At 74.2% G+C, this 12,867-nt stretch carries 11 protein-coding genes; 7 read left to right on the forward strand and 4 right to left on the reverse strand.

Annotation, left to right across the window (positions count from 1 at the left end):
- Nucleotides 1–57: 57 nt before the first annotated feature.
- The 3 genes from ACP7CD_RS16385 to ACP7CD_RS16395 are packed head-to-tail and all read left to right on the forward strand — an operon-like array spanning nt 58 to nt 3,154.
- Complete coding sequence (locus ACP7CD_RS16385) at nt 58–2,115, forward strand: glycoside hydrolase family 15 protein (RefSeq protein ID WP_229586907.1); 2,058 nt, start codon at nt 58–60, stop codon at nt 2,113–2,115.
- Nucleotides 2,112–2,846, forward strand: coding sequence for an AzlC family ABC transporter permease (locus ACP7CD_RS16390; RefSeq protein WP_109221832.1), 735 nt, complete (start codon nt 2,112–2,114; stop codon nt 2,844–2,846). Before ACP7CD_RS16385 ends, ACP7CD_RS16390 begins: the two co-directional genes overlap by 4 nt.
- The gene (locus ACP7CD_RS16395) at nt 2,843–3,154 is read left to right on the forward strand and encodes an AzlD domain-containing protein (protein ID WP_035925411.1); all 312 of its coding nucleotides are present in this window, start codon (nt 2,843–2,845) and stop codon (nt 3,152–3,154) included. The genes ACP7CD_RS16390 and ACP7CD_RS16395 overlap by 4 nt, the downstream gene beginning before the upstream one ends.
- A 9-nt stretch (nt 3,155–3,163) precedes the next feature.
- Here the strand turns inward: ACP7CD_RS16395 and ACP7CD_RS16400 are convergent, their stop codons facing one another.
- Both ACP7CD_RS16400 and ACP7CD_RS16405 read right to left on the reverse strand, forming a co-directional pair.
- Nucleotides 3,164–4,585, reverse strand: a complete 1,422-nt coding sequence (locus ACP7CD_RS16400) for an FAD-binding oxidoreductase (RefSeq protein WP_144836402.1) — start codon at nt 4,583–4,585, stop codon at nt 3,164–3,166.
- A gap of 381 nt (nt 4,586–4,966) precedes the next feature.
- Nucleotides 4,967–5,617 carry a helix-turn-helix transcriptional regulator gene (locus ACP7CD_RS16405; RefSeq protein ID WP_109269226.1) on the reverse strand — a complete coding sequence of 217 codons (651 nt, stop codon included), beginning with the start codon at nt 5,615–5,617 and terminating at the stop codon, nt 4,967–4,969.
- A 385-nt stretch (nt 5,618–6,002) separates the two neighbouring features.
- On the opposite strand from ACP7CD_RS16405, the gene ACP7CD_RS16410 reads away from it, so the two are divergent.
- The 3 genes from ACP7CD_RS16410 (at nt 6,003) to ACP7CD_RS16420 (ending at nt 10,048) form a co-directional block, all read left to right on the forward strand.
- A complete protein-coding gene (locus ACP7CD_RS16410; protein WP_426120645.1) occupies nt 6,003–8,306 on the forward strand; it encodes a glycosyltransferase in 2,304 nt (767 codons plus the stop codon).
- A gap of 190 nt (nt 8,307–8,496) precedes the next feature.
- The gene (locus tag ACP7CD_RS16415) at nt 8,497–9,945 is read left to right on the forward strand and encodes an OFA family MFS transporter (RefSeq protein ID WP_095649888.1); all 1,449 of its coding nucleotides are present in this window, start codon (nt 8,497–8,499) and stop codon (nt 9,943–9,945) included.
- 1 nt (nt 9,946) lies between these two features.
- The gene (locus ACP7CD_RS16420) at nt 9,947–10,048 is read left to right on the forward strand and encodes an MFS transporter small subunit (RefSeq protein WP_017832964.1); all 102 of its coding nucleotides are present in this window, start codon (nt 9,947–9,949) and stop codon (nt 10,046–10,048) included.
- A 63-nt stretch (nt 10,049–10,111) separates the two neighbouring features.
- Here the strand turns inward: ACP7CD_RS16420 and ACP7CD_RS16425 are convergent, their stop codons facing one another.
- Complete coding sequence (locus ACP7CD_RS16425) at nt 10,112–10,870, reverse strand: FadR/GntR family transcriptional regulator (protein ID WP_035925421.1); 759 nt, start codon at nt 10,868–10,870, stop codon at nt 10,112–10,114.
- Nucleotides 10,871–11,040: 170 nt separating this feature from the next.
- Entirely contained in the window at nt 11,041–11,181 is a 141-nt protein-coding gene (locus ACP7CD_RS16430) for a hypothetical protein (protein ID WP_154676740.1), read from the reverse strand.
- Between the two features lie 181 nt (nt 11,182–11,362).
- On the opposite strand from ACP7CD_RS16430, the gene eat reads away from it, so the two are divergent.
- Complete coding sequence (eat, locus tag ACP7CD_RS16435; RefSeq protein ID WP_035925423.1) at nt 11,363–12,793, forward strand: ethanolamine permease; 1,431 nt, start codon at nt 11,363–11,365, stop codon at nt 12,791–12,793.
- Nucleotides 12,794–12,867 lie beyond the last annotated feature (74 nt).

A 12,867-nucleotide genomic window follows, 5' to 3' on the forward strand; every position in this document is an offset into this window, starting at 1 on the left:
GGGGTATAGCTCAAGCGGCCGGTCCGCCGCGGCCCGGCGATGTGCCAATCTTGAGGCATGGCTTCACTGATCGAGGACTACGCCCTGCTCTCGAACATGCGCACGGGTCCGCTCGTCTCCCGCACCGGGTCCATCGACTGGCTGTGCGCGCCCCGGTTCGACTCCCCCTCGGTCTTCGGCGCCCTGCTCGGGGAGCCCGACCACGGGCGGTGGCTGCTCGCCCCCGCCTGCACGGTCGCGGAGGGGGCCGACGGCGAGGTCCTCGACGAGGAGGACAGCGGCGCCCAGGTCGCCGAGCGGTTCTACGTGGAGAACACGTTCGTGCTGCAGACCGTGTGGGTCACCGACTCGGGGTCCGTGCGCGTGACCGATTTCCTCCCGCTGACCTCCCGCACGGACGTGGTCCGCCGCGTCGAGGGCCTCACCGGCGAGGTCGAGATGTACCACGAGCTGCGGGTGCGCTTCGGCTACGGCGCCGTGGTCCCCTGGGTCAGCCGCTTCGAGGGGGAGGAGGACCCCGGCGGCGGCGACCCCGCGCCCCCCATGCTCGTGGCCATGGCCGGCCCGGACGCCCTCGTCCTGCGCGGTGAGCCCCTCCCCGAGTCCACGGACGACGACGACGAGCGCCGCCACCGCGGGACCTTCACCGTCTCCGCCGGCCAGGCACGGGACTTCGTCCTCACGCACTTCCCGTCCCACCGCACGCCCCCGGCGCCGGTCGACGTCAACGAGCAGCTCACCCGGACCGTGGAGCTGTGGCAGGACTGGTCCGGGCTGTACTCCCCGCCGGCCGTCGGGGAGGACGAGCCCGTGCACATCGTCCCGGTCCGCGGCCACGCCGTGGCCCGGCGCTCGGACGTGGTCCGGCGCTCGCTGCTCGTGGTGCGGGCGCTGATGCACCAGGAGACGGGCGGGCTCGTGGCCGCCCCCACCACGTCCCTGCCGGACGTGGTGGGCGGGGAGCGCAACTGGGATCACCGCTTCGCCTGGCTGCGGGACGCCGCGATGGCCCTCGAGGTCATGCTCGACCACGACCACGACCGCGAGGCCGCCCAGCTGCGCAACTGGCTCCTGCGCGCCGTGGCGGGCGACCCGCACGACCTGCAGAACATCTACGGGGTCGCGGGGGAGCGCCGCGGGCGCGAGCACCAGCTCGACCTGCCCGGCTACGAGCGCTCCCGGCCGGTCCGCGAGGGCAACGGCGCCGCGGGCCAGCACCAGTCGGACGCCGTGGGGCACGTCATGGTGGTGTTCGAGAAGCTCCGCCGGCGCGGCGCCGTGGAGGACCACCTCTCCTGGCCCCTGCAGCAGGCGATGCTGCGCTCGGTCGTGGAGAACTACGAGGTCACGGACCAGGGCCTCTGGGAGATGCGCGGCGAACGGCAGTACTACACGCACTCGCGCGTGCTGATGTGGGCGGCGCTCCAGTGCGGCGTGGACGCCGTGCGCGTGCACGGCCTGCCCGGCGACGCGCAGCTGTGGGAGCAGCTGCGGGACGCCCTCGCGGAGGAGATCTGGACCAGCGGCTACGACCCCGAGGTCGGCTCCTTCGTGCAGTACTACGGGGCGAAGACCGTGGACGCCTCCCTGCTCCAGCTGCCGCAGGTGGGGTTCGTGGCCTACGACGACGAGCGGATGCTCGGCACCGTGCGGCGGATCGAGGAGGAGCTGCGGCACCCCAGCGGGCTCATCCACCGCTACCGCAACGTCCTGGGCCCGGTGGACCCCGATGACCCCGACGCGTACGCCGGGGTCATCGGGGTGGACGGCTTCCCGGGCCAGGACAACCCGCACCTCGGCGCGTCCCTGTGGCTCGCCGCCCAGTACGCGCGCTCGGGCCGCACGGACAGCGCCCGGAAGCTCGTGGACTCCGTGCTGTCCCGCGCCAACGACCTCGGGCTGCTCTCCACCGAGTGGTCGCCCGAGCAGCGGCGGATGACCGGCAACTTCCCGCAGACCTTCACCCACCTCGCCCTCGTCCAGGCCCTGGACGCCCTCGACGCCGCCCAGGGGCGCCGCGCCCCGGCGGCGCCGCACGAGAGCCCGGCCGAGACCCCGGCTGCGGCCGAGGCGGGCACGGGCGGGGTCTCCGCCGTTCCCGGAGGCGCCTCGTGAGCCACGCGGCTCCGGTCGACTGGCGGTCCTCGCCGGCGGTCCGGATCGGGCTGTCCGTGTCCGTGGCCACCGGGCTGTACGGCATCTCCTTCGGCGCCCTGTCCGTGGCGGCGGGACTGACCTTCTGGCAGACCGTCGCCCTGTCCGCGCTCATGTTCACGGGCGGCTCCCAGTTCGCCTTCATCGGCGTGGTCTCGGGCGGAGGGGCCGGGGCCTCGGCGCTGGGCGCCGCCACGCTGCTCGGGATCCGCAACGCCGTCTACGGGATGAGCATGAACGCCCTCGTCCGCCCGCGGGGCTGGCGCCGGCTCCTCGCCGCGCACGTGACCATCGACGAGTCCAACGCGGCCGCGTCCTCCCAGGTGCACCCCGTCGAGGAGCGGCGGGGCTTCTGGACCGCGGGCCTGGGCGTGTTCGCGCTCTGGAACCTGTTCACCGTGCTGGGCGCCCTGCTGGGCAACGCCCTCGGCGATCCCGCGCGGTGGGGCCTGGACGGCGCCGCGGTGGCCGCGTTCCTGGGCCTGCTGTGGCCGCGGCTGAGCGCCCGGGAGCCCGTGGCGGTCGCGGTGGTCTGCGGCCTCGTCACGGCCCTGACGATCCCGGTGCTGCCGGCGGGCCTGCCGATCCTCGTGGCCGCCGTGGTCGCCGCGTTCCTGGGCCGCTCCCGCGGTCCCGGGCCGGCCCCGTCCGGCGCGGCGTCCGGCCCTGGCGCCGAGGGGGCGGAGGCGTGAGCATGTGGTTCTGGGTGCTCGGGGCGTGCGCGCTCGCCTACGCCCTGAAGCTCGTCGGCTACCTCGTGCCGGACCGTGTGCTGGACGACCCGCGCGTCGGGCGCATGGCCGGCACCGTCACCGTGGGTCTGCTCGCCGCGCTCGTGGTCATGAACGCGTTCGGCTCCGGCCAGGAGCTGGTGCTGGACGCCCGGCTGGGCGCGCTGCTCGTGGCGGGAACGGCCCTGATGCTGCGGGCCCCGTTCCTGCTGGTGGTGGTGCTGGGGGCGGTCGCGGCGGCCGTGCTCCGGCTGCTCGGCGCGCCCTGACGCCTCGCGTCAGGCGACGTTCGGCAGGATGTTGTGGTTGAGCCGGAACAGGTTGCCCGGGTCGTAGCGGTTCTTCAGCTCGACGAGACGCCGGTGCGTCCGCTCCCCGTAGGCCTGCCGCGCGGCCTCGGGCGTGACGGGGCCGTGCTCGGCACCGAGGAAGTTCACGTAGAGGCCGGCGTCGGCGAACGGTTCCACGGCGGCGTGGGCCTTCCGGGCGAACGCCGTGAGGCGGGCGTCGTCGGCGGCGTCCGGCCAGTAGCCGTAGACGTTGAGCCAGTACCGCGCGGACCGGTTGGGGAAGGCGGTGGCGCCGGCGGGCACCCGCCCGAAGAACCCTTCCATGTGGTGGATGTCGATGCCCGTGCCGAACCAGGTGATCTCCGAGGCGGCGCCGAGCAGGGCGTCGACCACCTCGTCGTCCAGACGGGAGAACGAGGCGTTCTTCCAGTAGCCGCGGGCCCCCTTCGGGAAGAGCACGTCCATGGCCGACTGCCACTCGGTCCACTGCACCGGGCCGACCTCCTCCTCGTCCGGCGGGGCGTCGGCCCGCAGCCGGTCGACCAGGCGCAGGCCCTCGGCGTGGTCGGGCGACATCCAGGCGAAGGCGATGATCAGCCAGGGCTCGTCGCCCATCCCGAAGCTGGGCGGCAGCCGGAGGATCGAGACGATGCCGTTCATCTCGTCCGGCAGGTCGTCGGTCCAGCGGGCGAAGGCCTGCAGGGCCGCGCGCCAGTGCTCGCGCCGGTAGAACAGGTTCCCGCCCAGCACGGAGGCGGGCAGCTCCCTGGCCTGGAACGTGAAGGAGGTCACGACGCCGAAGTTCCCCCCGCCGCCGCGGATCCCCCAGAACAGGTCCGGGTTGTGCTCCGCGTTGGCGTGCAGGTGCTCCCGGGTCCCGGTGATCACCTCGGCGTCCACGAGGTTGTCGAGGCTCAGGCCGTTGCTGCGCGTCAGCCAGCCGACGCCCCCGCCCACGGTCAGGCCCGCGACCCCGGTGGCGCTCACCACGCCGAGGGGCACTGCGAGACCGTGCGGGACGGTCGCGCGGTCGACGTCGGCCAGGGTGGCGCCCGGCTCCACGGTCACGCGCCGGGTCCCCGGGTCCACCTCGACCCGCCGCAGCGCGCCGAGGTCCAGGACGAGCCCGCCCTCCACGGTGCCGTGGCCGGCCACGTTGTGCCCGCCGCCGCGGACCGCCAGCGGCAGGTCCGTGTGCTGCGCGGCGGCCAGCACCGGGTCGATGTCGGACACCGCGCCGGCCTGCACGACAGCGCGGGGCCGCACGTCGACCATGCCGTTCCAGACCCGTCTCGCCTCGTCGTAGAGCGGGTCGTCGGGCTCGACCAGCGTCCCTGTGAGATGGGTGCGCAGCCTCTCGAGCTCTCGGGCGATCTCCTGGTCGTGCTCCCCGCGGTCCACGGCATTCATGGGGCTGGCTTCCTGTGGGCGGGGGCGCGCGCCCCCGGGCTGGTGCTCGTGCTCGACGGCGGTGCGCGGACCGTCGTCGGCGATGCCGGAAGGGTCACGGGCGGACTCGGAGCGGTCCGGGCGCTCGACCCCGCCGGGGCTGGAGTTCCGGTGCGGGGGGATGCGGAACGGCGCACAGTGGTGCTGTCTCCAGGGTAGGAGCGTCCCCGGCCCGGCACAACGGTCCGCGCACAACGGTCCGCGCACAACGGTCCGGGCACGACGGTCCGGGCGCACCTGGCCGGGCGTGGGTCGGACGGGCGTGGGCCGGACGGGCGTGGGCCGGACGGGCGTGGGCCGGACGGGACGGCCCGTGGACGCGGGGAACGTCCGATCCGGTGCTCAGGCGAGCGGCAGCACCGGGGGAATGATCCCGTCCTCGATGGCCCGCTTGTAGAGCTCGAGCTTGGTGCGGGCCGGCCGCTCCACCGCGGCGTACTTGCGGCGGATCCGCTTGAGGTGCTCCTCCACCGTGGACTCGGCGATCTCCAGCAGCGCGGCCACCTCCTGCTCCTGGAGTCCGTCCACGTAGAGCGCGAGCACCTGGCGCTCCCGGGCGGAGAGCTTCGCGGGAGCTCTGCTGGGCAGCTCGGCCAGAGCCGACTGGAGCACGTCGCTCACGAAGTGGCCCAGCTGCCGGGAGAGCCGCATGGTGCGGAAGACGGTCCGGATGGGCTCCCACTTGCCCACGGCACCGGCCGCCCCGCAGGTGAAGGCGGACCGGACCCGGGCGAGGTCGTCCGGCGGCACCAGCACCACCACGGTGTGCTCCTGCGCGGTGAGGTCCGTGACGTTCTGCACGAGGTTGCGGCCGTCCAGGGTGTTCAGGCTCAGCAGGACCACCATCTCCTCGGCCGGGTTCTCGGCCAGGAACTCCGGGACGCTGCCCGCCACCGCGCTCACGCGCACGCCGTGCTCGGGGTGCTCGAGGGCCTCGCGCTGCATCGCGATGCGCGTCATGGGCTGGGGGCTGATCACGGCGGCGTTCAACATGGTGGGGCTCCTCGACGTCTCCCGCTGTGAGGTGGGCGGGATCTCCGCGGCCGGGGATCGCCGGTCCGCTCCGGCAGCGGGAGGGCCGTGTCCTGCGGCGGGACCGGCGCCGAACGCCCATATGTCCTTTGTGGAATACAGGGCGGTGTGGCGGGGGCCATCGGGGCAGGGGGTCCTCCGGGCGGTCGCCGCCGGCGGAGATGGTGCAGTGTGTTCCTCCACAGTGGCGGACCCGCCCGCGCGCGGGCAAGGCGATTCCGTGCGGACCTGCAACTTCGCACACCGCACGCCGCCCGACGGGCCGTGCCGGGGCCGGGGCCGGCGGAAGCGGTGCGGCTGGAAGAATGGGGGAGCCCGCACCGGTCGAGGAAAGGTCCGCACCGTCATGCACACCGACGTTCTCCCGGGATCGGGCGGGCAGGGACTCCTGCCGGGAGCGGCTCGCGAGCTCCGCGGAATCCTCGAGGAGCTCTCCCTGCGCGGCCTCGCCCCCCGGCTCCTCGATCCGGGGGCGGACCCGGTGCTCACGACCGCAGGGGAGGAGGGCCTCCGGGAGCACGGGCCCGCAGGCGGCGATCCCGCACCGCGGTCCGAGGCGGAGGCGCTCCTGCTGGCCGGTCTCGGGGCGGATGCTCCCGTGGGCGACACCGGGCTGCTCCTCTGGCTCGACCGGGCGAGGGCCGCTGCGGCGGCGGGCCGGCCGGTCGTCGTCACCGGCCTGGTCCTCGACCCCGATGCCGTCCCGGAGGAGATCGTGCGCCGGCTCCTCCCGGTCGCCTCCCTCGTGGGGCTGCGGGACGAGACGTCCCTGGCGGTGGCCCGCCGGCTGTGCCCCGAGCACCCCGGCCTGCGCGTCGGCTGGGAGGACGCGCTCCTCCTCCCGCGTCCCGCCGCCCCGGCCCGGCCGCTCGAGCAGGACGGGCCGACACGTCGCCCAGGAGAGTGGAGCTCCCCGGCCGGGCGGGCGCAGGAGGAGTGGGAGGGGCCGGCCGCGGAGTCGGCGGATCCGGACGGACGGGCCGAGCGGCAGGACGAGCTGGGCGGGTCGGCGGAGGAGCCGGGGGCGCCGGCGGGGCCGCCGCGGATCCTCGCCGCAGTGCGGCGGCCGGCCGGTCCCTTCCCGCCGGAGCGGCTCGCCCCCGTGCTCGCCGCCCTGCTGGACGCGCTGGTGCACCGGACGGGCGCAGCGGTCACGCTCCTGGCATGCGGCGGCGCCCCGGCCGACGAGGAGTTCGCGGCGGACGTGGCCGCGCTGCTTCCGGGCGACGTCCACCGGGTGCGCGCGGCTCCGGGAGAGGCCGGCACGGAGGCGCTCCGGGCGGACTGGGTCCTGACCACCTGCTCCCGCGGTGCGGCCCTCGGCCTCGCGGCACGGGCCGTCGTCCTCCCGGTGGGTCCGGACAAATATTCCATGGACGACATGAACGGCGTGCTGAGCCGCTGGGGGCTGGAAGGTGCCGTCGTTCCCCTGGCGGCGCTGCTCACCCCCGGCGACGTGGCGTGGGACACCCATGCGGCCCTCCAGCAGTGGGCGGCGGAGGCCGTGGAGCACCGGGGGGCGGTGCGCGCCGCGCTGGCGGACGCCGAGCCGGCGGTCCGGGAAGCGGCGGCCCGGTGGTGGGACGACGTGGCCGGGGCGCTCCGCGGTCAGGAGCCCCGGCCCGCGGTAGGAACGGTGGCGGTGCCGCGCGGGGTCGGTGCCCCGGTGGTGCGTGCCCTCCGCCGCCGGTACACCGTTCCCGCGGTGCCGCCCGAACGGCCCACCGTCGCGGTCCTGCTGCGGCACCACGGCGCCCCGGCGCGCCTGGGCCGGGCCGTCGACGACCTCCTGGCGCAGACGTTCACCGACTGGCGACTGGTCCTCGTGGACGACGGCGGGAACCCCGCCGAGGTGGACGCGGTCCTGGCGCCGCGCCGGGACGAGCTCGCGGGGCGCGCGACGGTCCTCCACCACCGCAGGGCCCTCGGTGCCGCGGCGGCCGCCAACCGTGGGCTGCGGGCAGGGGAGTCTGAACTCGTCGTCCTGCACGACGGCTCGGAGCCCTGGCCGCCCGAGCTCCTGCAGCGCGCCGTGGCGCACCTCGAGGATCCCCTCGTGACCGACGACGGGGTCGTGGTGCCAACCGAGAATCCGCCCGGGACCGGCCGAGACGTACCGGCCGGTCGGCCGGGACGGAATCTCGTGCCGACGGACCGGGAGGCCCTCACCCTCACCGACGTGCTGGACGGCGACCGCACCGCGGTCGACGCGCCGTTCCTGTACCGGCGCGCGGTGCACGGGGTGCTGGGCGACTACGACGAGACCATCGGCGCCGCGGAGCGCTGGGAGTTCGTGCTCCGCTTCCTGGAGACGTTCACCGTGGGCCTGCTCCCCGCGCGCCCGACCGCCCGGCGGGACCGGACCGACGGGCGCGCCTTGGCGCGGGGCGAGGCGGCGGTGCGCGAGCGCCATCTCAGGCAGTGGAGCGCGGAGCACGGGATCGGCCTGCCGCTCTACCTGCGGCGGGCCGCGGCGGAGGAGGCCGGCGCCCTGCACCGGAGGCTGGACGCCGCCGAGGAGCTCGCGCACGAGCTCCTGGAAGTGGTCCGCGCCCAGACCCGGCAGATCGAACGGCTCGAGCAGGTCGTGGCGGAGAAGGGCTTCCTCGCCTTCTGGCGGCGTGCGTGGCGGGCCCTGCGCGGAGGATGAGCGGCCCGCTCCGGCCCGCTCCGGCCCGCTCCGGCCCGCTCCGGCCCGCTCCGGCGCGGCCGGTCGGCAGGTTGCTTTCCAGTTCTCCCGTCCGTGTGACATGCTTCACCCTTGGGCGCGTCCGGGACGTGCGAATTCCGTCCCGGACGCGCCCTTCGCGCAGTGTCCGCACCAGATGAGGAGTCGGGGCATGGGATGGCTTGATCGGCAGCACTCGGTGGCACCACCGGGATTCAACCGCTGGCTCATACCGCCGGCCGCCCTCGCGGTGCACCTGTGCATCGGTCAGGCCTACGCCACCAGCGTGTACAAGAACGCGCTGGTGGCGCACTTCGACGCGAGCCTGACCCAGATCGGCATCATCTTCTCCATCGCCATCGTCATGCTGGGCCTGTCCGCCGCCGTCTTCGGGACGTGGGTGGACACCGGCGGGCCGCGCAGGGCCATGTTCACTGCGGCGCTGCTGTGGTCCGGCGGGTTCCTGGTCGGCGCGCTCGGCATCTTCACCGAGCAGCTCTGGCTCGTCTACCTGGGCTACGGGGTCATCGGCGGCATCGGCCTGGGCATCGGCTACATCTCGCCCGTCTCCACGCTGATCAAGTGGTTCCCCGACCGCCCCGGGCTCGCCACGGGCATGGCGATCATGGGCTTCGGCGGCGGCGCGCTGATCGCCAGCCCCCTCTCCGCGGCCCTGCTCAACTTCTACGACCCGAACTCCGGCACCGAGGGCTGGGTGGCGAGCGGGAACGCCGTCGGCAAGCTGTTCCTGACCCTCGCGGTCGTCTATCTCGCCTACATGCTCTTCGGCGCGTTCACGATCAAGGTTCCGGCGGAGGACTGGAAGCCCGAGGGGTTCGAGCCCTCGAAGGTCGAGTCGAAGGCCCTCGTCACCAAGAACCACGTCTCGGCCCGCAACGCCATCCGCACCCGGCAGTTCTGGCTGGTGTGGATCGTGCTGTTCTGCAACGTGACGGCCGGCATCGGCATCCTCGAGCAGGCAGCCCCCATGATCCAGGACTTCTTCCGCCAGGCGGACGGCGCCTCCCTCGTGACGGCCGCCGTGGCCGGCGGTTTCGTGGGCCTGCTGTCCATCGGCAACATGGGCGGGCGCTTCGTGTGGTCCACCACCTCGGACGTGCTGGGCCGCAAGCGCATCTACATGGTCTACCTCGGTGTCGGGGCGGTCCTCTACACCGTGCTGGCGCTGTTTGGCTCAACCTCCACGCTGCTGTTCGTGCTGCTGGCCTTCGTCATCATCTCGTTCTACGGCGGCGGCTTCGCCACGGTGCCGGCCTATCTGCGGGACCTCTTCGGGACCTTCCAGGTGGGGGCCATCCACGGCCGCCTGCTCACGGCGTGGGCCGCCGCGGGCATCGCCGGGCCCCTCATCGTCAACGCGTTCCTCGACGCCCAGGGCACCCCCGGGGAGCTCACAGCGCAGGCGTACCAGCCGGCGCTGCTGACCATGGTCGGCCTGCTGGTCGTCGGCTTCGTCGCCAACCTCCTGGTCAAGCCCGTGGACGCCAAGTACCACGAGCCCGAGCGCCGGACCGCGGCGTCCGGCGCCGAGGCCTCCGGGGAGGCCGGCACCGAGTCCCCGCGCACGTCCGACACCGAGCTCTCCCCGAAGGAGGCATGACATGAGCCGTGCACGACTGGCACTGGGCTGGGTCCTCGTCGGGGTCCCGCTCGCCTACGGAGTGACGATGACCCTCACGCGGGTGACCGCGCTGTTCGTCTGACCGGCTGAACGACCGGCTGACGGGCCGGGCGCGTCCTGACCGGGCCGCTGCTCGGGCGGCGGGTCACACCGGGCCGCGGTCGTCCCCGGGGGCGTCGTCGTCGGACTGCCCGGCGTGGCCGAGGAAGCCGCGCAGCAGCGCGGCCGTGCCCTCCAGATGGGCGAGGGAGGCGGCCCGGGCGGCGGGGGCGTCGCCAGCCAGGACGGCGTCGGTGAGCTCGCGGTGCTGACGGTCGGAGTGCTCGAGGTTGACCGGAAGCACGGGGATCCGGTCCAGCAGGTCGCTGGCCCGCGAGCGCACCTCCGCGACGGCGCGGACCAGGCTGGGACAGCCGCCCAGCTCGGCCACCGCGATGTGGAAGCGTGCGTCGGCGGGGCGGTAGTCCTCCGGGGCGCTCTCCTCGACCTGCCGCAGGCACGCGAGCAGGTGCTCCCGGGCGGCCGCGCTGAGGGACGCCGCCGCGGCCAGCTCCGCCGCGGCGGGCTCGACCACGGCGCGGAACACGAGCACGTCCTCGACGTCCGCGGGGTCCACCGGGGGGAGGGTCTCGTCCGGCAGGGCGGTGCGACCGGTCACGAAGGTCCCGCCGTACCGGCCCCGCACCACCTCCAGGACCCCGGCGACCTGGAGCTCGTGCAGGGCCTCGCGGAGCGTGGCGCGGGAGATGCCGAGCATCGCCGCGGTCTCCCGCTCGGGCGGGAGCCGCTCGCCCCGGCGGAACAGGCCGAGCCGGATCGAGTCGAGGATCCGTTCCACGGCCTCCTCGAAGGCGTTGCCCTGGCGCACGGGCCGGATGCGGGGGTGCTGGACGGGATCGCTCACGGTGGCGCTCCTCCCTGCGGTGCGACGTGCGCCCATGGTGTCACGGTCCCCGGGGACCGCCTCCGGCGGGACCCCGCCCTCCGCGCCGGACGGGGCCACGAGCAGCAGCGGCGCGCCGCCCGGTCCGGACGGCGCGCCGCTGCCTCCGGCCGGGACGGCCGGCCGAGGTCCTAGTGGGTGAGGTCGATGGCGACCACGCCCACCGCGATGATCAGGGCGGCGGAGACGAGGAAGCCCGCCGTGATGGCGATGAGGGCCCAGGAGCGGGCGCGGCCGGGGCGGTCAGTGGCTGAGGACGTGGTCTGGTTCATGCCCACCATTCTGCGGCATCCGGGGGGCCGGCTCCACCGCGACGCGGTCCGTGCCCGGCCCGGCGGCCGCCCGGCCGCGCCCCGCGGGGTCTTGACGGGGCACGGGGCAGCCCACAGACTGTGACCACTCGCGCCAAACGTCTGTTTTCAGACCTTTGTGGAATCCCGGAGGGATCGTCCCATGCCCGAATCCCCAGCACAGCCCACCCGCACCGACGAGTACTTCCAGCACCGCCAGCTCCGCTCCGGCGCCGCCGGGTGGGTCCTGCTCGCGGGCCTGGGCATCGCCTACGTCATCTCCGGGGACTTCTCCGGCTGGAACATCGGGCTCTCCGAGGGTGGGTGGGGTGGGCTGCTCATCGCCTTCGTGCTCATGGGCCTCATGTACACCTGCATGGTCTTCGGCCTCGCCGAGCTCTCCTCCACCCTCCCCACGGCGGGCGCCGGGTACGGCTTCGCCCGCCGGGCGCTCGGCCCCCTCGGCGGCTTCGCCACCGGGATGGCCGTGCTCATCGAGTACGCCGTGGCCCCGGCGGCGATCGCCACGTTCATCGGCGGCTACATCGAGGCGCTGGGCCTGTTCGGGATCACCAACTCCTGGCCCGTGTACCTCGTGACCTACCTGGTGTTCATGGGCATCCACATGTACGGGGTGGGCGAGGCGCTCAAGCTGATGTTCGGGATCACCGTGGTCGCGGTCCTCGCGCTGGGGGTGACCGTCGTCGCGCTCGTGCCGCACTTCGACGCCGCCAACCTCTTCGACATCGTCCCGAACGACGCCGCGGGGGCGAGCGCGTTCCTGCCCATGGGCTACGCGGGGGCGATGGCGGCCCTGGTCTACGGGATCTGGTTCTTCCTGGCGATCGAGGGCGTGCCGCTGGCCGCCGAGGAGACCGCCGACCCCCGCCGGGACATGCCGCGCGGGATCATCGTGGCCATGGCCTTCCTGCTGGTCTCGGGCGCGCTCATGCTGGTCCTGGTGCCCGGCGCGGCCGGGTCGGAGGCGATGAGCACCTCGGACAACCCGCTGCCGGAGGCCATCCGCACGGTCGCCGGGGCGGACAGCGCGATGGCGAACATCGTCAACTACGCGGGCCTGGCCGGGCTGGTCGCGAGCTTCTTCTCCATCATGTTCGCCTACTCCCGGCAGCTGTTCGCGCTCTCCCGGGCGGGGTACCTGCCCCGGTTCCTCTCGCTGACCGGCAGGCGCCGGACCCCGTGGGTCGCCCTCATCGTGCCCGGCACCGTGGGCTTCGTGCTCGCGGCCGTGACGGGCGACGGCGGACTGCTCATCAACATCGCGGTCTTCGGCGCCACCGTCTCCTACGTGCTGCTGAACCTCTCCCACATCGTGCTGCGGCTGCGCGAGCCGGACCTCCCGCGCGGCTACCGCACCCCGGGCGGCGTGGTCACCACCGGCATCGCCCTGGTGCTGGCGCTCGTGGCCGTGGTCGCCACGTTCCTGGTCGACGTGCTCGCCGCGTCCATCACCGCGCTCGTGTTCGTCGTCTTCCTCGCCTACTACTGGTTCTACAGCCGCCACCGCCTCGTGGGCCACGCCCCCGAGGAGGAGTTCGCGCAGATCCGCACCGCCGAGGCGGACCTGCACTGACCCCGTCCCGCCCGACTCCCCGCCCAGCGACCCCAGCACCCCAGCGTTCCCAGCGATTCCAGCGACGAAGGACC

The sequence above is a fragment of the Kocuria sp. LHG3120 genome, assembly GCF_049897445.1.
GTDB lineage: Bacteria > Actinomycetota > Actinomycetes > Actinomycetales > Micrococcaceae > Kocuria > Kocuria rosea.

Bases quoted from the DNA above. Each gene is read 5' to 3' on its own strand.
- ACP7CD_RS16385 (WP_229586907.1), top strand. From the start codon at position 58: ATGGCTTCACTGATCGAGGACTACGCCCTGCTCTCGAACATGCGCACG.
- ACP7CD_RS16400 (WP_144836402.1), bottom strand. From the start codon at position 4,585: ATGAATGCCGTGGACCGCGGGGAGCACGACCAGGAGATCGCCCGAGAG.
- ACP7CD_RS16405 (WP_109269226.1), bottom strand. From the start codon at position 5,617: ATGTTGAACGCCGCCGTGATCAGCCCCCAGCCCATGACGCGCATCGCG.
- ACP7CD_RS16410 (WP_426120645.1), top strand. From the start codon at position 6,003: ATGCACACCGACGTTCTCCCGGGATCGGGCGGGCAGGGACTCCTGCCG.
- ACP7CD_RS16415 (WP_095649888.1), top strand. From the start codon at position 8,497: ATGGGATGGCTTGATCGGCAGCACTCGGTGGCACCACCGGGATTCAAC.
- ACP7CD_RS16420 (WP_017832964.1), top strand. From the start codon at position 9,947: ATGAGCCGTGCACGACTGGCACTGGGCTGGGTCCTCGTCGGGGTCCCG.
- ACP7CD_RS16430 (WP_154676740.1), bottom strand. From the start codon at position 11,181: ATGAACCAGACCACGTCCTCAGCCACTGACCGCCCCGGCCGCGCCCGC.
- eat (WP_035925423.1), top strand. From the start codon at position 11,363: ATGCCCGAATCCCCAGCACAGCCCACCCGCACCGACGAGTACTTCCAG.